General features: G+C 66.4%; 15 protein-coding genes. 14 read left to right on the top strand and 1 reads right to left on the bottom strand.

Going from position 1 to position 18,877, the window contains the following annotated elements:
• The first annotated feature begins 49 nt into the window (after nt 1-49).
• From ACIP1U_RS13180 to ACIP1U_RS13135, 10 genes are all read left to right on the top strand, one after another.
• Nucleotides 50-1,759 (top strand): DUF1302 domain-containing protein, encoded by a 1,710-nt coding sequence (locus ACIP1U_RS13180; protein WP_400315361.1) that lies wholly within the window; start codon nt 50-52, stop codon nt 1,757-1,759.
• 35 nt (nt 1,760-1,794) lie between these two features.
• Nucleotides 1,795-3,138, top strand: a complete 1,344-nt coding sequence (locus ACIP1U_RS13175; protein WP_400315358.1) for a DUF1329 domain-containing protein — start codon at nt 1,795-1,797, stop codon at nt 3,136-3,138.
• Between the two features lie 72 nt (nt 3,139-3,210).
• The gene (locus ACIP1U_RS13170; protein WP_400315356.1) at nt 3,211-4,323 is read left to right on the top strand and encodes a WD40/YVTN/BNR-like repeat-containing protein; all 1,113 of its coding nucleotides are present in this window, start codon (nt 3,211-3,213) and stop codon (nt 4,321-4,323) included.
• A complete protein-coding gene (locus tag ACIP1U_RS13165; RefSeq protein ID WP_400315354.1) occupies nt 4,320-6,770 on the top strand; it encodes an RND family transporter in 2,451 nt (816 codons plus the stop codon). The genes ACIP1U_RS13170 and ACIP1U_RS13165 overlap by 4 nt, the downstream gene beginning before the upstream one ends.
• Before the next feature lie 18 nt (nt 6,771-6,788).
• A complete protein-coding gene (locus tag ACIP1U_RS13160) occupies nt 6,789-7,340 on the top strand; it encodes a flavin reductase family protein (protein WP_400315352.1) in 552 nt (183 codons plus the stop codon).
• 32 nt (nt 7,341-7,372) lie between these two features.
• Nucleotides 7,373-8,170 (top strand): 2-keto-4-pentenoate hydratase, encoded by a 798-nt coding sequence (locus ACIP1U_RS13155; protein WP_400315349.1) that lies wholly within the window; start codon nt 7,373-7,375, stop codon nt 8,168-8,170.
• 177 nt (nt 8,171-8,347) lie between these two features.
• The gene (locus tag ACIP1U_RS13150) at nt 8,348-9,052 is read left to right on the top strand and encodes an alpha/beta hydrolase (RefSeq protein ID WP_400315347.1); all 705 of its coding nucleotides are present in this window, start codon (nt 8,348-8,350) and stop codon (nt 9,050-9,052) included.
• Nucleotides 9,053-9,104: 52 nt separating this feature from the next.
• Nucleotides 9,105-10,727, top strand: a complete 1,623-nt coding sequence (locus tag ACIP1U_RS13145; RefSeq protein ID WP_400315345.1) for an AAA family ATPase — start codon at nt 9,105-9,107, stop codon at nt 10,725-10,727.
• 66 nt (nt 10,728-10,793) lie between these two features.
• Nucleotides 10,794-11,384 carry a sigma-70 family RNA polymerase sigma factor gene (locus ACIP1U_RS13140; protein WP_400315342.1) on the top strand — a complete coding sequence of 197 codons (591 nt, stop codon included), beginning with the start codon at nt 10,794-10,796 and terminating at the stop codon, nt 11,382-11,384.
• Nucleotides 11,385-11,430: 46 nt separating this feature from the next.
• A complete protein-coding gene (locus ACIP1U_RS13135; protein ID WP_400315340.1) occupies nt 11,431-11,634 on the top strand; it encodes a zf-HC2 domain-containing protein in 204 nt (67 codons plus the stop codon).
• A gap of 231 nt (nt 11,635-11,865) precedes the next feature.
• On the opposite strand, the gene ACIP1U_RS13130 is transcribed toward ACIP1U_RS13135, so the two are convergent.
• On the bottom strand, nt 11,866-12,252 hold the full coding sequence (locus ACIP1U_RS13130; RefSeq protein ID WP_400315338.1) for a hypothetical protein: 387 nt from the start codon (nt 12,250-12,252) through the stop codon (nt 11,866-11,868).
• Between the two features lie 257 nt (nt 12,253-12,509).
• Here ACIP1U_RS13130 and czcI point away from each other — a divergent pair, with 257 nt between their 5' ends.
• The 4 genes from czcI to ACIP1U_RS13110 all read left to right on the top strand — a co-directional run bounded on the left by czcI (nt 12,510) and on the right by ACIP1U_RS13110 (nt 18,782).
• Nucleotides 12,510-12,878 (top strand): cation efflux protein, CzcI family, encoded by a 369-nt coding sequence (gene czcI, locus ACIP1U_RS13125; protein WP_400315336.1) that lies wholly within the window; start codon nt 12,510-12,512, stop codon nt 12,876-12,878.
• 97 nt (nt 12,879-12,975) lie between these two features.
• Nucleotides 12,976-14,247, top strand: coding sequence for a TolC family protein (locus ACIP1U_RS13120; RefSeq protein WP_400315334.1), 1,272 nt, complete (start codon nt 12,976-12,978; stop codon nt 14,245-14,247).
• A gap of 17 nt (nt 14,248-14,264) precedes the next feature.
• Nucleotides 14,265-15,587: an efflux RND transporter periplasmic adaptor subunit gene (locus ACIP1U_RS13115; protein ID WP_400315331.1), complete on the top strand. Its 1,323-nt coding sequence runs from the start codon at nt 14,265-14,267 to the stop codon at nt 15,585-15,587.
• 12 nt (nt 15,588-15,599) lie between these two features.
• Entirely contained in the window at nt 15,600-18,782 is a 3,183-nt protein-coding gene (locus ACIP1U_RS13110) for a CusA/CzcA family heavy metal efflux RND transporter (protein ID WP_400315329.1), read from the top strand.
• The last annotated feature ends 95 nt before the right edge of the window (nt 18,783-18,877 follow it).

Raw genomic sequence — 18,877 nt, 5'->3', positions numbered from 1 at the left:
GCAACAACGAGAGGAGACAAAAAACATGGAGAGGTCCGCTCCCAGGTCCATGCCGCCGAGGCGCAGGAAGTCCGCCGAGCCCGTGCTTCTGGCCTGTCTTGCCGCTGCATTCAGCAGCACCGGTGCTCGGGCGTTCGAACTGGAAGGATGGTCCGACGTGAAGGCGCGTTGGGACACCACGGTGAAGTACACGGCCGCATCGCGCTTGAAAGATCCCGACCCGAATGTTGCGAACCAGGGAGGAGCGCAGCCCAACGTCGACTTTGGCGACCTGGGCAATCGCGGTACGCTGATCAACAGCCGCTTCGATCTTCTGTCCGAGTTCGATCTCCGGTACCAGAACGTTGGCTTCCGCCTGTCCGGTGCGTACTGGAATGACAGCCGGTATACGCGTGGCCGCAACGACTTCGACACCCCCGTCCCGAACACGCAGGCGGCGGCGCTCGGTGGCCCGAACAACGCGATTCCGCGCGGCACACGGCAGACCATGGGCGAGCGTGCCGAATGGATGGATGCCTTCGCCTTCGGCCAGTTCGATATCGGCGACCACAGCCTGACCCTGCGCGCCGGCCAGCACACCTTGCTCTACGGCGAAACGCTGTTCCTCGGCATGAACGGTATCGCCGCCGCGCAGGGACCGGTCGATGCGGTCAAGGCGCTGTCATTGACGAACGCGCAGTTCAAGGAGATCGCACGGCCCGTGCCGCAGGTGTCCGGCAGTTTCACCATCGCGCCGGACGTGAGCATCGGCGCCTATTACCAGTTTGGCTGGCGCGCCAACCGTATTCCCGCAGCCGGAAGCTATTTCAGTCCGGCCGACTTTGTCGGCGACGGCGCCGACCTGTTGCTGTTGCCGCCCGGGCTGCAGCAAGGGCTTGGCGCACCGACGCCGTTCGCCACCAGGACGGCGGATGCCAAGGGGCGGGACAGCGGGCAGTTCGGCATGCAGTTCCGCTTCAAGGCCGGCGATGTCGACTATGGCCTGTACGCCGCGCGCTACGACGACAAGAACCCCATTGCCGTGCTGAACCTCCCGTCGATCGCGGCTGGCGCCGGAAACTTCGGCAGCGGCACGTACAACCTCATGTATGCGCGGAAGATCGATGTGTACGGCGCGAGCATTTCCACCGTGCTTGGCGAGACCAACGTGGCCGGGGAAATCTCCACGCGACGGAACGTGCCGCTTGCCGTGCCGGGCGATCTCATCATGAGCACCAACCCGGGCGCGGACAACAGTCGCAATACCCCCTACGCGCGCGGCAATTCGCTGCACCTCAACCTCTCCGCGATCAGCCTGTTCGGCGGCAACAAGCTGTGGGGCGGCGCAACGCTCGTGGGGGAAGTCGCCTACAACAGATTGCTCGACGTGACGCATCGCCCCAGCGTCGCGCCCGGTGTGCCGGATCCGCTCAGCACCACGAGCACGCGCGATGCCGCGGCGGTGCGGGTGGTATTCACGCCGACCTTTTTTCAGGTGATGCCTAACGTCGACCTCGAGACGCCCATTGGCATCGGCTACGGCCTGTTCGGCCGGTCGGCAGTGGTCCAGATGAGCCCCGAGCATGGCGGCGATTTCACGCTCGGTCTCAACGCAACGATTCACCGTACCGTGAAGGTGGGGTTGAACTACACCCATTTCTTTGGCGGCGCCGGCACGGCGCCATCGGCTGCCAACGGGCCGACCCCCAGCTATGCCTCCTACCGGCAGTACTACAAGGACCGGGACTTCCTTGCGCTGACGCTACAGACCACCTTCTGAGTTCCAACCGACATCCGACAATCCGGGAGACAAGCATGACGCAAGCTAACAAGATTGCAGTGGCCGTGGCCATGGCCATGATCGCCGGCGGGCCGGCATGGGCCGCTGTATCCGCTGACGAGGCAACGCAGCTCAGATCCACGCTGACGCCGCTGGGTGCCGAGAAAGCCGGCAACAAGGAAGGCACGATCCCCGCATGGACGGGTGCCTACGTCACATCGATCCCTGGCGCGGGCAATGGCAAATACCCCGATCCGTTCGCTTCCGAGCGGCCGGTCCTGCAGATCACGGCGCAGAACGTGAGCCAGTTCGCCGCCAGGCTGACGGAAGGCACTGTGGCGTTGCTGAAGAAGTATCCGACCTTTCGGGTCGACGTCTATCCGACGCACCGCACGGCGGGCGCGAGCCAATCGGTGTACGACAACACCCTCAAGGCTGCGACCACGGCAAAGCTCACCGACAACGGGTTGAGCTTCGACGGGGCCTGGAACGCCATTCCGTTCCCGATTCCGAAGAGCGGCAATGAAGTCATGATGAACCATCTGGTGCATCCGACGCCGTCGTCCTTTGAAAGCGTGACGCGCAACTTCGTCGGCACGTCGGACGGCAAGCGCAGCATGGCCTCCAAGACCCAGCTGTCGAACCTGTTTGCGTACTGGCAGAAGGACGGCAGCGCCGACAAGTTCGGCAAGGTCTACCGCTATGTGCGCTTCGAAACGGTGGCACCCACCTTCAAGGCCGGCGAGGCCGTGGTAGTGCATGACTCGCTCGACGTCTCGCAGGATGCGCCGGCCTGGCAGTACCTCGTCGGGCAGCGGCGCGTGCGGCGCGCGCCGACGATTGGCTATGACACGCCGGACTTCGTGGCCTCGGGCGCCAACTACTTCGATGAAGTCTACGGGTTCATGGGCCGCCTGGACCGCTACCACTGGAAGCTCGTCGGGAAGCAGGAACTCTATGTTCCGTACAACAACAACCGCTTCTTCGCCGCGGGCGATGACAAGGCCTTCGTCCCGTTCCATACCAATCCGGAGGCGGTGCGCTGGGAACTGCACCGCGTCTGGGTGGTGGAAGCCACGCTGGCGCAGGGCAAGCGCCACGTCGTGCCAAAGCGCCGCCTCTATATCGACGAGGACAGCTGGGCGGTACTGGCGATGGATGGCTATGACGCCGAGGGCAAGCTCTGGCGCACATCCCAGGTGATGAACCAGATCGTTCCCGAAGCCGGCGGCGCGCTCGATACCAGCTGTACGGTGGTCTACAACCTGCAGGCCAACAGCATGTCCGTGATCCAGTATGTCGACAGCCTGAAGCTGGTGGCCCCGCGCTCGGTGAGCCACTTCACGGGCGATGCGCTCAGCAATTCGAGTTCACGTTGAGCGCAAGCGCCGCTGCCTGCTGCTGGCGGGGGGCGGCCGCCGTTCCGATGACTGATCCATTTGAAGGTATCAATGCGTAATCCTATCTATGTACGGGCGACGGTGTCCTGGCGCAAGGCATGGCTGTGCCCGCTGGTGCTGGCCTGCCTCTGTGCCGGTGCGATGGCGGAGGCGCCCAAGGCGCCGGAAGCACCGGAAGCGCCGAGAGCGCCGGCAATGAACCCGGACAAGGCAACCAGCCTGGCCGGGCTCTCGGTGACGCGCGCCGGCGCGCGGCTGGTGTCTGCTGGCGCGCGTGGCGTCATCCTGCTTTCCGACGACAACGGCAGGACCTGGCGGCAGGCAAAGGTGCCGGTATCGGCCGCGCTCACGCGGGTGCGTTTCGCCGACAGCCGGAATGGCTGGGCAGTCGGCCATGGCGGCGTGGTGCTGGCGACCCGCGATGCAGGAGAAACGTGGCAAAAGCAGCTCGACGGTGCTGCCGCTGCCCAACTCGAACTTGCCGCGGCAAGGCGAGAGGACGGTGACGAGTCGCGCCGCCTTGCCGAGGCCCGGCGGCTGGTACAAGACGGATCGGACAAGCCGTTCCTGGACGTGCATTTCACCGATGCGCAACACGGCATGGTGGTGGGCGCGTATGGCCTTGCGTTCAGAACCGACGATGGCGGCAAGACATGGCAGTCCATGATGGGCAAGGTCGCTGCCGGAGACGGTCGGCACCTCTATGCCATCGCGCCATCGAAGGGAGCCCTGTACCTGTTCGGCGAGCAAGGCACGGTTCTCGGATCGGTGGACGGCGGCAAGACCTTTGCCCGGATGGCGTTCCCGGGCAAGGGCACGATCTTCGGTGCGCTGTCTTCGCCGACCGGCGACGTGCTTCTTGCCTATGGCCTGAAAGGCAACGTGTACCGCAGCGGCGATGCTGGCAAGCGCTGGGAACGGGTCGAACTGCCAAACGTATCCATGGTCTCGGCAATCCGGCTTGATGCGCAATCCATCCTGCTGGTGGACGAATCGGGGCTGACCTACCGCAGCAACGACGATGGCCGCCACTTCACGGCCGCGGCCAGAGTCCAGCCGGCGACAGACCTGATACAGGTTTCCGATGGCGCCGTGCTGGGTAGCGGCTTGCGCGGAACGTTCCGTATTGCCGGGAGGAACGAAGCGCAGGGAGCCAATCCATGAGCCACGTTCCGACAAGAGACGAGCATCCGGTGGTGCGCGATCTGGAGCAATTCGACAGGACCTCGGGTTCGCTGGTGGAGCGGCTGCTGTTCAACCACCGGCTTGTGGTGGTGACACTATGCCTGCTGATTACCGCCGTGCTTGGTTTCCAGGCCACCAGGCTGACGCTGGGCGCGAGCTTCGAGAAGATGATCCCCGCGCACCATCCCTACATCGCCAACTACCTGGCGCACAAGGCCGATCTGGCGGGAATGGGCAATGTGGTGCGCATCGCCGTGGAGAACACTCAGGGCACCATCTACGATGCCGAGTACCTGGAGACGCTGCGCAAGATCAACGATGACGCGTTCCTGCTGCCCGGCGTGGACCGCCCGTTCATGAAATCGCTGTGGACACCGGCTGTGCGCTGGATCGGCGTGACGGAGGACGGGCTCGACGGTGGCCCCGTGATCGGCGACAGCTATGACGGTTCGCCGGAGGCCATGCGCGGCTTGCGGGCCAATGTCGAGCGGTCCGGCGAGATCGGCACCCTGGTTGCAGCGGATGCCCGCTCCAGCATTGTCCTGTTGCCGCTGATGGAACGGGACGACGCGACCGGTAACCGCCTCGACTATCACCAGCTGGGCAACCAGCTCGAACAGCTCCGCGCCAGGTACGAGCACGGCAACATCCGGATCCACATCACCGGCTTCGCCAAGATCGTCGGCGACCTGATCAGCGGCCTGCACCAGGTACTGCTGTTCTTCGCGCTCGCGGTGGCAATCTGTACGGCCGTGCTGTTCTGGTACACGCGATGCTGGCGAAGCACCTTCCTCGTGGTCTTCTGCTCGGTGGTTGCGGTGATCTGGCTGCTCGGCGTGCTGCCGACGATAGGGTTTGAACTCGATCCCTATTCCATTCTTGTTCCGTTCCTGGTCTTTGCCATCGGCATGAGCCATGGGGCGCAGAAGATGAACGGGATCATGCAGGACATCGGGCGTGGTACGCATCGCCTGGTCGCGGCGCGCTATACCTTCCGCCGCCTGATCCTCGCTGGTCTGACTGCCTTGCTGGCTGATGCGGTCGGCTTTGCCGTGCTGCTGATCATCGACATCCGCGTGATCCAGGACCTGGCCATCACCGCCAGCATCGGCATGGCCGCGCTGATCTTCACCAACCTTGTACTGCTTCCCGTGCTGCTGTCCTATACAGGGGTCAGCGCACGCGCTGCGCAACGCAGCCTGAAAGCCGAACTGGCCGGCGCAGCGGCGGGAGATCGGAAGCCCGGCTTCTGGTCCTTGCTGGATCGCTTTACCCAGCGCAAATGGGCGGGTGCGACGTTGGCCGTGGCGGGTGTGCTTGGCGTGGCGGGCTTTGCGGGCAGCCAGCACCTGAAGATCGGCGACCTGGACCCTGGTGCGGCGGAGCTGCGGCAGGACTCGCGCTACAACCGCGACAATGCCTTCATGACGGCCAGCTACGCGGCCAGCAGCGATATCTTCGTGGCCATGATCAAGACGGCACCGGGGGAGTGTGCCAGCTACGCCAACCTGGTCAAGGCGGACGCGCTGGAGTGGGAGTTGCAGCAGCTTTCCGGCGTGGAGTCCACCAATTCACTGGCCGCAGTCGCGAAGAAGATGTCGGTGGGCATGAACGAGGGCAGCCTGCTCTGGTACGAGATTCCCCGTTCGCAGAGCATGATCAACCCGATCGTGTCGCGTGCACCGCGCGAAGTGCTCAACCAGAGTTGCGACCTGCTGTCCGTCTACGTCTACCTGAAGGATCACAAGGCCGATACGCTCACCGCCGTGGTGAACACCGTGGAGTCCTTTGCCCGACGCAACGACAGTCACGACGTGAAGATCCTGCAGGCGGCGGGCAATGCCGGCATCGAGGCGGCCACCAATATTGTCGTGAAGAAGGCCAACACGCAAATGCTGCTGCTGGTCTATGCGGCGGTCGTGATCCTGGCTTTCATCACGTTCCGTTCCTGGCGCGGCGTCATCTGTGCCGTGGTGCCGCTGATGCTGACGTCGGTGTTGTGCGAAGCGCTGATGGTCGGGCTCGGCATCGGTGTCAAGGTGGCCACGTTGCCGGTCATCGCGCTTGGCGTCGGCATCGGCGTGGACTACGCGCTTTACATGCTGACGGTGATGCTGTCGTTCCTGCGAAAGGGGGCGAGCCTGTCGCAGGCTTACTACCAGGCCCTGCTCTTTACCGGACGCGTCGTGGTGCTGACTGGTGTCACGCTGGGGCTGGCCGTTGCCACGTGGAGCTTTTCGTCCATCAAATTCCAGGCTGACATGGGCATTCTGCTTGCCTTCATGTTCCTCTGGAACATGATCGGCGCATTGCTTCTGCTCCCTGCGCTTTCGTACTTCCTGTTTCCGGAAGCACGACACGCCCTGACCACGCCGGCGCAAGACGGGCAATCGAAGCAGGCCACGCCGGCTTCGCAGGTACTGTGAACTGAACGGAGATCGTCCTTGAACCAGAACAGCAACGAGCGTCTCGACTGGACGCCCAACCCCCGACTCATGGCGCTTCCGACGGTCAGCGCCAGGGAGCATTGCAGCGGCTTGCGCAGCTATGCCGCAGCCGTGACCATCATTACCGCCCGCCATGAGAACCTCCGGGCCGGGTTGACGGCTACGGCCGTGGTTTCCGTCACGGCGGACCCGCCGCGCCTCGCGGTGTTCGTCAACAAGAATGTCGTGGCGGCCGGGATCATCATGCGAAGCGGCGCGCTGTGCGTGAACGTGCTGTCCAGCGGGCAGGACAGCGTGGCCAGGGCCTTCGCCGGCATGGTCGAAGGCGTGCAGGGCGACGCACGCTTCGGCCACGGCCACTGGACGTCGATGGTCACGTCATCGCCGTCGCTGGACGAGGCGCTGGTCAATTTTGATTGCCGCGTCATCCGGGTCTACGACGAAAGTACACACCACGCATTCCTGTGCGAAGTCCTCGCAACCCGCGGCGGCGCGCATGGCGATGCCCTGGTCTATCTGAACGGCGCGTTCAGGCAAATCCCGCAGTAGCGGCTGCACCAGATTTTCTTACCGGAACAGATATGAATCACCAACTGATTGCCGACATCGCCCGACAGTTGCGCGATGCGGAGGCTACGCGCACCCCTTGCCCGCCGATCCGCGACCGGATCCGGGAAGCAGCCGGGGATGGTGGACTGATCGAGGCCGCCTATGCGGTGCAGCAGTGCAATACCAGGGAGCGGCTGGAAACAGGACGGCTCGTTGGCCGCAAGATCGGCCTGACATCGCTCGCGGTGCAGAAGCAGCTGGGGGTCGACGCCCCCGACTTCGGCATGCTCTTCGCGGACATGGCAGTCGGTGATGGCGAAGAGATCGCCATCTCACGCACGCTGCAACCTAAGGTGGAGGCGGAAATCGCTTTCGTACTGGAACGCGACCTGACGCAGGAGAAGCACAGTTTCGCCGACATCCTTGCTGCGACCGCGTACGCGGTCGCAGCCATCGAAGTGGTCGGAAGCCGCATCGCCAACTGGAAAATCAGTCTCGCCGACACCATTGCCGACAATGCATCCAGCGGCCTGTTCGTGCTGGGCTCCAGGCCGGTTCGCTTGCGCGAACTTGATCTGGTCAATTGCGCGATGAGCATGGAATGCGGTGCAGAACAGGTGTCCACCGGTACGGGTGCCGCCTGTCTTGGCAACCCCCTGAACGCAGCGGTATGGCTGGCCGACGTGATGGTCCGCATGGGTTCGCCGCTCAGGGCCGGCGATGTGCTGATGAGCGGGGCCCTCGGCCCGATGGTCCCGGTCAACGCCGGGGATCAGTTCACTGCCAGGATCGAGGGCCTGGGAGAGGTACGCGCCGTGTTCGCGCGCTGATTGGATTGCCAGGGCAGCGGGGAACGAAGGGAAGCCCATAACGATATTCGGGGCACTCGGGGCAGGTTAGGTGGCGTCAGATCGCGTTTGTATGTAATATACAAAATATCAGTTCCCCAGACGCTGCACTTCCAGCCCACCTGCCAGACGTTCCGCCAGCTCATCCGGATCCCCGCCATGCTCGATCCCTCCCTGTTCGGCCGCCTGTCTTTCACCTTCGACGATCCGGCGCACCGTGCCGGCCAGTCCGGCCCGGCCACCGCACCGCTGCCACCGGGCCGCCACGGACTGGGTATTGCGGCCGAGCGCGATGCGGTGCTGTTCGTGCCCGATGGCCTGGATGCAGACGCGCCCGCGCCGCTGCTGGTGATGTTCCACGGCGCCGGCGGCCATGCCGAAAAGGTCCTGCCGCACCTGGAGCCCCATGCGCAGCGGCACGGCTTCCTGGTGCTGGCGCCGCAGTCGCTTTACCCGACCTGGGACATCGTCATCGGTGGCAACGGCCCCGACCTGCAACGCTTGCACCAGGCACTGGCGGCGGTGACGTCGCGCTACCTCATTGACCAGAAACGCGTGGGCTTCGCGGGCTTTTCCGATGGCGCCAGCTACGCGCTGTCCGTTGGCATCACCAATGGCGACATCGCCAGCCATGTGCTGGCGTTCTCCGGTGGCTTCATGTCGGTGTTCATGCAGGAGGGCGCGCCGAAGGTATTCGTCGCGCACGGGCGCAACGACGAACAGCTGCCCATCGCCACCAGTGGCCGCGTCAACGCGGCCAAGCTCAGGGCCGCCGGCTACGCGGTCGAGTACGTGGAGTTCGATGGCCTGCATGTCATCCACCCGCCGGTGGTGGAGCAGGCCATCGCGTTCTTCCTGCAGTGAATCGCCGCCGTGGCGTCCCGCGCGGGACGCACGGCCAACGGGAGTGTGTTCGATGGATTTCGAGATTCCGGAAGCGCTGATCCACCCGCTGCTCGCCATGATCGGCACGGGCACGCCACTCGCCCGGCAGTTGCAGGAGCATGGCGTGTGCCACGGCGACATCATGGTGTCGAGCAAGCTGTTCGATCCACAGGCGCTGAACTCGCTTTACACACTGAGCAAGAGCCGGAACCAGCGCGCGCTGATGTTCCAGATGCTGGCGCTCGACAATATCCACAATGCACCGCAGGCGCGTGTCATTCCCGCGCTGGACCAGTTGATCGGCGGGCTGGTGGCCTACCTGTCGCGCGACGCCATCGATGGCTGGCTGTACCAGCGCAACCGCGACGGCGTGCTGCTGCCCTGGCTGGTACGGCGCATGCGCTACGTGGCGCCCGAGCAGGGCATGGCTTACGTGGTGGTGGACCTGCTGGCCAACACCATGCAGTCCGCCAACTCCGAGCTGACCGACCACCACAAGCGCCGCGCCGGCATGACCACGTCGATGGTGATCACGCGCGACGACATTGCCAACCGCACCATTCCCGAGTTGCTGGCCGAGTTCGGCTTCTACAAGGAGTGCGCCGAGTTCCGGCAGGAGTACGAGCGCCACGCGCGGCGCTTCGTGCGCTACCAGCGCCGCTTCGGCGCGCAGTTTGTCGCCAGCGGGCCGGCGTGGTCGCTCGACGCCAAGGGCGCGGCCGAGCTGACGCGCGTGCCCGATGGCGTGGCGGCGCGCTGTGTCAATGACGAGGAACGGCTCGCACGCCGTTTCGAGATGAGCTGCGATGCGTCCTTCTGGCGCGAGGCCGGGGTGGAAGCGGGCTTCGAGTCGGTGCCGCTGCACGGCTACGTGCATCTCTTCCACCTGGAGTGGCACCGCAATCTCTGGGTGCATGTGCAGCACCTGGCCGAATACCGCTACCAGCCCGAGCTGCGCGACAAGCTGGTGCTGCCGGACCACCACCGCGACCTGATCGATATCCTGACCTCGCACATGGACGTGCTGGTGGCGGACTTCGTGCCCGGCAAGTCGGGCGGCACCACCATCCTGTGCCAGGGCGCGCCTGGGCTGGGCAAGACGCTGACCGCCGAAGTCTATGCCGAAGTCGTCGGCAAGCCGCTGTATCGGGTCCATTCGGGCCAGCTTGGCACCACGGCGGCGTCGGTCGGCGCCAGCCTGAGCGGCATCCTGCAGCGCGCCATGCGCTGGAACGCGATCCTGCTGCTGGACGAGGCCGACGTCTATATCCGCTGCCGCGACAACGATCTTGAGCACAACGCCATCGTCGCCGAGTTCCTGCGCACCCTGGAGTACTTCAACGGCCTGCTGTTCATGACCACCAATCGCATCGGCGATGTCGACGATGCCATCCTGTCGCGCTGCATCGCGACCATCCACTACGAAACGCCGGGCAAGGACGATGCGCGGCGCCTGTGGCGGCTGCAGGCGGCGCAGTTCAACGCCGAACTGGGCGACGGGCTGATCGAGGCGCTGCTGCGGGCCTACCCCAAGGCCAGCGGGCGCGATATCAAGGAACTGCTCAAGCTGGCCACGCGCTATGCCCGCGCGCGGGAGGTGCCGCTGACCGAGGACGTGTTCCGCTTGTGCGGGCAGTTCCGGGGGCTGAACTGAAGCACGTGCACTGAAGCGGGCTCCCGGCGGTATCATGGCGCATCCCTCACGCCGCGGACGCGCCCCATGAGCCTCGATCCTGCCGAACTGCAGGCCGTACGGCCCTACTTGCTGCGCTTCGCGCGCCTGCAGTTGCGCGATGAGGTGCTGGCGGAAGACGCGGTATCGGAAACGCTGCTGGCCGTGCTGGAGCACCCGGACCGCTTTGCCGGGCAGTCGTCGCTGCGCACCTATCTGGTCGGCATCCTCAAGCACAAGCTGATCGACAGCCTGCGCAGCGGCCGGCGCGAGGTGCGATTGGCGCTGGTGGCGCCTGAGGACGGCGAGGCGCCGTCCGAGCAGGAAGCGCTGGATGCGCTGTTCACGCGCAACGGCCACTACCAGGACCCGCCTTCCGACTGGGGCGATCCCGAGCGCGCCTTCGAGCGGCGGGAGTTTTTCGAGATCCTGCAGCTTTGCGTCGACCGGCTGCCTCCGCGGCTGGGCCGGCTCTTCATGATGCGCGAATGGCTGGAGCTCGATACCGAGGAAATCTGTCAGGTCTTGCAGATCAGCGCGACCAATGCATGGGCCATGCTGTACCGGGCCCGCATGCGGCTGCGCGCGTGCCTGGAACTGCACTGGTTCGGGCAGCGTGGCGCTCCCGGCAAGGGCTGATCGGCCCTTGCCAGTGAACTTATCCCCCTAACACTCGGCAACGACCATGCCCGACCGCCCCGCCCGCCGCCTGCTGCCGGACTGCGAAGAGGTTCATCACCTGACCATGAAGGGGCTGGACCAGCCTTTGTCATGGGCGGAGCGGCTGCGCGTGCGCGGCCACCTGGCGATTTGCGAAGCCTGCACCGTGTTCAGCGCGCAGATGCGTACCATGCGGGAGGCGATGCGGCGAATGGGGCGGGAGGATTGAAGCCGCTGTGCTCAGTCAGTGGTCGCACCTCATTGCGCTGAACGCAAGCTGACACCACTGGCAAAGGCTCCCCTCTCCCGCGAAGTGGGAGAGGGGTGGGGGAGAGGGCCGGAGCATCCACGAAGTAAAGCGCTTCAATACTGCCAGCGCCTGCCCTCTCCCCCGGCCCCTCTCCCGCAAGCGGGAGAGGGGAGCAAACCGGCGGAATGCCGTCGCTTCAGCCAACGCAATTTACGCACGCGCACCCTCGCCATAGGGATCGAAACCACCCACGCGGCTGCCTTCGCTGTACGGGTCGAAGCTGCGCGCCGGGGCTGCCGACACGCTGCCGCGGTCCAGTCCGGCCACCGTGCGGGCGCCGTCCACATACAGGTCGGGCTTGCCGGCGCGGGCGCCATCGGTGAATGCATAGTGCGAGCGGAACTCATAACCGTACTTGTCGCCAGGAAGCGTGGCGGCGGCCAGGGTGCGCGCACCGTCGGTGAAGACGTCGTGCGAGCGGAACTCGTATCCATACTTGTCGCCGGGCAGCCGCTCGGCGGCAGTAGCGGCGTGCGCGGCGCCGAGGGCGGCCAGCGACAGGAACAGTGCGGAAGCGAAGCGGGCGGTCTTGGTCATCAGATTTCTCCAGTATTATTCGTTGAATTTGGCAGAACGTCTTGCCTTGTGTTCGTGCCGTTCATGAACGAACTATAGGAGTCTTGATCGGGCGCAAGCGGGGATGAGCATGGACAACTTGTTCAAATAAATTGAAATAATATTGACTGGCTTTCCGCCGATGTGTCAGCCGTTACGTCATGACGCAAATGTAATGGGCTCGCCGCGTGAACACCGCCCGGCCTCGGTTAAACTTGCGGCTCGCTGCCATTCCCGACATGCAACGCCTGCTCCTCATCGTCCTCGCGCTGATCCTGCCGCTCCAGTTCGCCTGGGCGGGAGCGGCCGCGTATTGCCGGCATGAGGTGGCAACGGCGGCCAAGGCGCACCTGGGGCATCACGAGCACCAGCACAAGGCCGATGCCGGCCAGCATGCGACCAAGGCCGACGCCGATGTCGACAAGCTGGGCGTTGCCGATCCCGACTGCGGCGTCTGCCATATCGCCTCGGTGCCGTTCGCACGCGCCGACGGGCCACGCGTTCAGGCCAGCCCGCACGTCGAACAGGCGCAAGCCCCGCCGCAACCCGGCTTCTCCTCCCATAGCGCCAGGGCTCCCGACCGCCCGCAGTGGCCCCGTCTCGCTTAGCCGGCGAGACGACGCTACCCGCTTTCCTGACTTCTTGCTGATTCCCTGAACTCAGGCGTCTCGCCGAATTCCCCGGTTTCTTTCCTGGTGCAATTCGATGCGAAGACTTTTGCTGCCGCTGGGGCTGGCGGCCGTCCTGACCAGCCCACTCGCCGGCGTCGCCCAGACGCCACCATCTGCCATCCAACCCTCGCCGTACGCCGCCAGCGCTGGCGTAGCCGAGCCATCCGGCACGCTGACGCTGGACGCCGCGCTGGCGCTGGCCGAAGCCGGCAGCTTCGCGCTGTCCGCCGCCGGCAAGGAGCTGGACGCCACCGAAGGCGACCTGACGCAGGCGCGCGTGATTCCCAACCCCGAGCTGGCGGTGTCGATGGAAGACACGCGCCGCGCCACGCGCTCGACCACCGGTCAGTTCAACGTGCCGATCGAACTGGGCGGCAAGCGCGCTGCCCGCATCGGCGTGGCCGAGCGCGGCCGCGAGCTGGCGCAGGCGGAGCTGGGCGGCGTGCGCGCCGAGTTGCGCGCCGCGGTGATCGCGCGTTTCTTCGGCGTGCTGGTCGCGCAGGAGCGCGTCAAGCTGGCCGAGGGTTCGGTCGGCATCGCCAGCCGCGCGGCGCAGGCCGCATCGCGCCGTGTCGCCGCGGGCAAGGTCGCACCGCTGGAAGCGACGCGCGCGCAGGTCGAGCAGGCCAACGCCGAGCTGGAACTGGCCGAGGCCACCGGCGCGCTGCAGTCGGCACGGCAGTCGCTGGCCGCGCTGTGGGGCAACGCCGCGCCGCGCTTCGCGCAGGCGCAGGGCGACCTCGACGCGCTGCCGTCGCGCCCCGCGCCCGCCGCGCTGGAGACCGCGCTGGAAGATTCGCCGCTGCTGGCCGCCAGCCGGCTCTCCGCCGAGCGCAGCCGCGCTGAAGTGGCGGTGGCACGCAGCCGCCAGTACCCCGACGTCACGGTCAGCCTCGGCGCCAAGCGCGACAACGAGGCCAACCGCAATATGGCCGTGCTGGGCGTGGCGATCCCGCTGCCGCTGTTTGACCGCAACCAGGGCAACCTGTACGCGGCGCTGCGCCGGGCTGACCGCGCGCAGGATGTGCATGCCGCCAACCGCGTCCGCCTGGCCAATGAACTGCAGCAGGCATCGACGCAGCTGTCGGTGTCGCGCGCCGCGGCGCAGACGCTGCAAGGCTCGGTGCTGCCCGCGGCGGAGCAGGCGTATGCCGCCGCTTCGCGCGGGTTCGAGGCCGGCAAGTTCAATTTCCTCGATGTGCTGGACGCCCAGCGCACCCTGTTCCAGGCGCGCATCCGCTACCTGGACGTGCTGGCCCGCACCTATGATGCGGCGGCCAGCATCGACCGCATCCTCGGACACTGATACGGAAGGCTCCAAGCATGGCAATGAGCAAGCAACAACGGGCCGCGGTGGTGGCCATCCTGGTCGCGGGGCTGCTGGGCGGCGCGGCGATCCTGTTCACAGGCAAGGGCGGCGGGTCAGGCGAGGCCGGGCATGAGCATGGCGAACACGCTGAAAAAGGCGAGCACCCCGACCATGCCGACCATGACGACGGCCACGCGCACGACAAGCCGGCAAGTACGTCGGCCAGCGCCCCCGCAGCCGCCACCGCAGCCGCCACCGCGCCGGCGCAGGCCGCGGACCAGCCCCACGTCATCAAGCTGACGCCGGAGCAGGTGCAGCAGGCCAGTATCGGCATCGCCACGGCAGGCCCCGCGCCGCTGCGCGGCAGCGTCGATTTCCCCGGCGAGATCCGCTTCAACGACGACCGCACCGCGCACGTGGTGCCGCGTGTGGCGGGCGTGGCGCAGGCGGTGCCGGCCAACCTGGGCGAGCGGGTCGCCAAAGACCAGGTGCTGGCCGTGATCGCCAGCACGGCACTGGCAGAGCAACGCAGCGAACTGCTCGCGGCGCAGCGGCGCGAGGCGCTGGCGCGCGCCACCTATGCGCGCGAGAAGACGCTGTGGCAGGAGAAGATCTCGGCCGAGCAGGACTACCAGCAGGCCCGCACCGCGCTGGAAGAGGCGCAGATCGCCGTGCAGAACGCCCGGCAGAAGCTGGTCGCGATCGGCGCATCGGAGAGCGCCGGCAAGGATGGCAAGGATGGCAAGGGCGGCAGCCTGAACCAGTTCGTTCTGCGCGCCCCGTTCAACGGCATCATCGTGGAGAAGCACCTGTCGCTGGGCGAGGCCATCAAGGAAGACGCCAGCGTCTTCACTATCTCGGACCTGAGCTCGGTCTGGGCCGAGTTCGTGGTGTCGGCGCGCGATCTCGACCAGGTGCGCGTGGGCGAGACCGTCAGGATCCGCTCCACCGCCTCCGATACGCAGGCCGAGGGCAAGGTCTCTTACGTCGGCGCGCTGCTCGGCGAGCAGACCCGCACCGCCAAGGCTCGTGTCACGCTGTCCAATCCGGGCATGGCGTGGCGGCCCGGATTGTTCGTCACGGTCAGTGTGCTCGGCGCGGCGACGCAGGTGCCGGTCACGGTGGAAGCCGATGCCGTGCAGCAGGTCGATGGCCGCAGTGCCTTGTTCGTCGCGGTACCGGGCGGGTTTGCCGTGCAGCCGGTCAAGACCGGACGCAGCGGTGGCAAGCTGGTCGAGATCACCGAAGGGCTGCAGGCCGGCGCGCGCTACGCCGCGGCCAACAGCTTCATCCTCAAGTCCGAGCTGGGCAAGGCCAGCGCCGGGCATGAGCACTGAGCGGGAGGCGCCATGTTCGAACGCCTGATCCGTTTTGCCATCGAGCAGCGCTGGCTGGTGCTGCTGGCCGTGCTCGGCATGGCCGCGCTGGGCCTGTACAACTACACCCGGCTGCCGATCGACGCCGTGCCTGACATCACCAACGTCCAGGTGCAGATCAACACCGCGGCGCCGGGCTATTCGCCGCTGGAGACCGAGCAGCGCATCACCTATCCGGTCGAGACCGTGATGGCGGGGCTGCCCGGCCTGGAGCAGACCCGTTCGCTGTCGCGCTACGGGCTGTCGCAGGTCACGGTGATCTTCCGCGAAGGCACCGATATCCATTTCGCGCGCCAACTGGTTAACCAGCGCATCCAGGAAGCGCGCGACCGGCTGCCCCCCGGTATCACGCCGGCGATGGGCCCGATCTCGACCGGCCTGGGCGAGATCTACCTGTGGACCGTGGAAGCGGAGCCCAACGCGCGCAAGCCAGACGGCACGCCTTACACGCTGTCCGACCTGCGCGAGATCCAGGACTGGGTGATCCGTCCGCAGCTGCGCAACGTGCCGGGCGTGACCGAGGTCAACGCCATCGGCGGCCATGCGCGCGCCTACGTGGTGGCGCCCAGCCTTGAGCGGATGGCATCGTACGGCATGTCGCTCGCCGACGTGGTGACCGCGCTGGGAAAGAACAACGACAATGTCGGCGCCGGCTATATCGAGCGGCGCGGCGAGCAATACCTGGTGCGCGTGCCGGGCCAGGTGCGCTCGCTCGACGATATCCGCGATGTCATCGTCGGCACCGCGCAGGGCCAGCCGATCCGCGTGCGCGACCTCGCCAGCGTGCAGACCGGCGGCGAGCTGCGCACCGGCGCCGCCACGGAGGACGGCCGCGAGGTGGTGCTGGGCACGGTCTTCATGCTGATCGGCGAAAACAGCCGCACGGTGTCGCAGGCCGTCGACCGTAAGATGGCGGAGATCAACCGCACGCTGCCGGCCGGCGTGAAGGCGGTCACGGTTTACGACCGCACCACGCTGGTGGACAAGGCCATCGCCACGGTGAAGAAGAACTTGCTGGAAGGCGCGGTGCTGGTGATCGCCATCCTGTTCCTGTTCCTCGGCAACCTGCGCGCGGCGCTGATCACCGCGTTGGTGATCCCGCTGTCGATGCTGTTCACCTTCACAGGCATGGTCCACACCCGCACCAGCGCCAACCTGATGAGCCTGGGCGCGCTGGACTTCGGCATCATCGTCGATGGCGCGGTGGTGATCGTCGAGAACTGCGTGCGGCGCCTGGCGCATGCGCAGCATCGCCATGGCCGCGCGCTGACACGCACCGAACGCCTGCATGAAGTCTTCGCCGCCGCGCGCGAGGCACGCCGGCCGCTGCTGTACGGCCAGCTCATCATCATGGTGGTGTACCTGCCGATCTTTGCGCTGACCGGTGTCGAGGGCAAGATGTTCCACCCGATGGCGATCACGGTGGTGCTGGCGCTGCTGGGCGCGATGGTGCTGTCGGTAACCTTCGTTCCCGCAGCGGTGGCGCTGGCGATCGGCAATCGCGTGGCCGAGCGCGAAAACCGGCTGATGGCATGGGCGCGGCGCCGCTACGCGGTGCTGCTGGACCGGACGCTCTCGGCGACGCCGGTGGTCCTGGCACTGGCCGGCGTGGCGGTGGCGCTGTCCCTGGCGATCGCCACGCGGCTGGGCAGCGAGTTCGTGCCCAACCTCAACGAGGGCGACCTCGCCATCCAGGCGCTGCGCATTCCCGGCACCAGCCTGACGCAGTCGGTGGCGATGCAGCAGCAGGTCGAGACCACGCTGAAGGCGAAATTCCCGGAAATCGAGCGCGTGTTCGCGCGCACCGGCACTGCCGAGATCGCCTCCGACCCGATGCCGCCGAATATCTCGGACGGCTACATCATGCTCAAGCCGCAGTCCGAATGGCCCGCGCCGCGCCGCACCCGCGACGAGCTGATCGCCGCGATCCGCGAGGCGGTCGGCAAGCTGCCCGGCAACAACTACGAGTTCTCGCAGCCGATCCAGCTGCGCTTCAACGAGCTGATCTCGGGCGTGCGCTCCGACGTCGCGGTCAAGGTGTTCGGTGACGACAACGCGGTGCTGGAAGACACGGCCAACCGCATCGCCGCGGTGCTGCAGGGCATTCCGGGCGCGGCCGAGGTCAAGGTCGAGCAGACCACCGGGCTGCCGATGCTGAGCGTCAATATCGACCGCGACAAGGCCGCGCGCTACGGCCTCAACCTGAGCGATATCCAGGAGGCCGTGGCGATCGGCATCGGCGGCAAGGTGTCGGGCACGTTCTTCAGCGGCGACCGGCGCTTCGACATCGTCGTGCGCCTGCCCGATGCCGTGCGCGAAGACGTGGAGGCGCTGCGGCGCTTGCCGGTGGCGCTGCCGAAGGACACCGCGGCCGGCGCGCGCACCAGCTATATCCCGCTCAGCGAAGTCGCCACGGTGGAGATCGCGCCTGGCCCTAACCAGGTCTCGCGCGAGAACGGCAAGCGCCGCATCGTGGTCAGCGCCAACGTGCGCGGTCGCGATATCGGCAGTTTCGTGCCCGAGGCGGAGGCCGCCATTCGCGAGCGCGTGCGCATCCCCGCCGGCTACTGGACCAGTTGGGGCGGTACCTTCGAGCAGCTGCAGTCCGCGACCGCAAGGCTGCGCGTGGTGGTGCCGCTGGCATTGGGACTGGTGTTCGTGCTGCTGTTCGCCATGTTCGGCAACGTCAAGGACGGGCTGCTGGTCTTCACCGGCATTCCGTTCGCGCTGACCGGCGGCATCCTCGCGCTGTGGCTGCGCGGCATCCCGCTGTCGATCTCGGCCGCGGTGGGCTTTATCGCGCTGTGCGGCGTGGCGGTGCTGAACGGGCTGGTGATGCTGTCGTTCATCCGCTCCCTGCGCGATGAAGGCGTGGGGCTTGACCAGGCGATCCGCGACGGCGCGCTGACGCGGCTGCGGCCGGTGCTGATGACCGCGCTGGTGGCGTCGCTGGGTTTCGTGCCGATGGCGCTGGCCACCGGCACGGGGGCCGAAGTGCAGCGTCCGCTGGCCACGGTGGTGATCGGCGGCATCCTGTCGTCGACGGCGCTGACGTTGCTGGTGTTGCCGGTGCTGTACCGGCTGGCGCACAGGAATGATGAGCCGGTGGCGCAGACGGCGCAGGATGGCGGCGAGCTGGTGACGTCGAAGTTCTGAAGCACCGCTGCAACAGGCGGAAGTCGCCGGGTTCGCGCGCAAGCCGGAACCCGGTGACTGCGGACCGCTACGCCAGCAATCCATCTTTCACGTCG

The organism is Cupriavidus sp. NPDC089707 (assembly GCF_044748965.1).
Taxonomy (GTDB): domain Bacteria; phylum Pseudomonadota; class Gammaproteobacteria; order Burkholderiales; family Burkholderiaceae; genus Cupriavidus.
Note: the sequence above shows the minus strand (reverse complement) of the source record. Positions and strands in the feature narration are given on the sequence as shown.

Bases quoted from the DNA above. Each gene is read 5' to 3' on its own strand.
- ACIP1U_RS13150 (WP_400315347.1), top strand. From the start codon at position 8,348: ATGCTCGATCCCTCCCTGTTCGGCCGCCTGTCTTTCACCTTCGACGAT.
- ACIP1U_RS13135 (WP_400315340.1), top strand. From the start codon at position 11,431: ATGCCCGACCGCCCCGCCCGCCGCCTGCTGCCGGACTGCGAAGAGGTT.
- ACIP1U_RS13110 (WP_400315329.1), top strand. From the start codon at position 15,600: ATGTTCGAACGCCTGATCCGTTTTGCCATCGAGCAGCGCTGGCTGGTG.
- ACIP1U_RS13140 (WP_400315342.1), top strand. From the start codon at position 10,794: ATGAGCCTCGATCCTGCCGAACTGCAGGCCGTACGGCCCTACTTGCTG.
- ACIP1U_RS13120 (WP_400315334.1), top strand. From the start codon at position 12,976: ATGCGAAGACTTTTGCTGCCGCTGGGGCTGGCGGCCGTCCTGACCAGC.
- ACIP1U_RS13155 (WP_400315349.1), top strand. From the start codon at position 7,373: ATGAATCACCAACTGATTGCCGACATCGCCCGACAGTTGCGCGATGCG.
- ACIP1U_RS13180 (WP_400315361.1), top strand. From the start codon at position 50: ATGCCGCCGAGGCGCAGGAAGTCCGCCGAGCCCGTGCTTCTGGCCTGT.
- ACIP1U_RS13165 (WP_400315354.1), top strand. From the start codon at position 4,320: ATGAGCCACGTTCCGACAAGAGACGAGCATCCGGTGGTGCGCGATCTG.
- ACIP1U_RS13145 (WP_400315345.1), top strand. From the start codon at position 9,105: ATGGATTTCGAGATTCCGGAAGCGCTGATCCACCCGCTGCTCGCCATG.
- ACIP1U_RS13170 (WP_400315356.1), top strand. From the start codon at position 3,211: ATGCGTAATCCTATCTATGTACGGGCGACGGTGTCCTGGCGCAAGGCA.
- ACIP1U_RS13115 (WP_400315331.1), top strand. From the start codon at position 14,265: ATGGCAATGAGCAAGCAACAACGGGCCGCGGTGGTGGCCATCCTGGTC.
- ACIP1U_RS13175 (WP_400315358.1), top strand. From the start codon at position 1,795: ATGACGCAAGCTAACAAGATTGCAGTGGCCGTGGCCATGGCCATGATC.
- ACIP1U_RS13130 (WP_400315338.1), bottom strand. From the start codon at position 12,252: ATGACCAAGACCGCCCGCTTCGCTTCCGCACTGTTCCTGTCGCTGGCC.
- czcI (WP_400315336.1), top strand. From the start codon at position 12,510: ATGCAACGCCTGCTCCTCATCGTCCTCGCGCTGATCCTGCCGCTCCAG.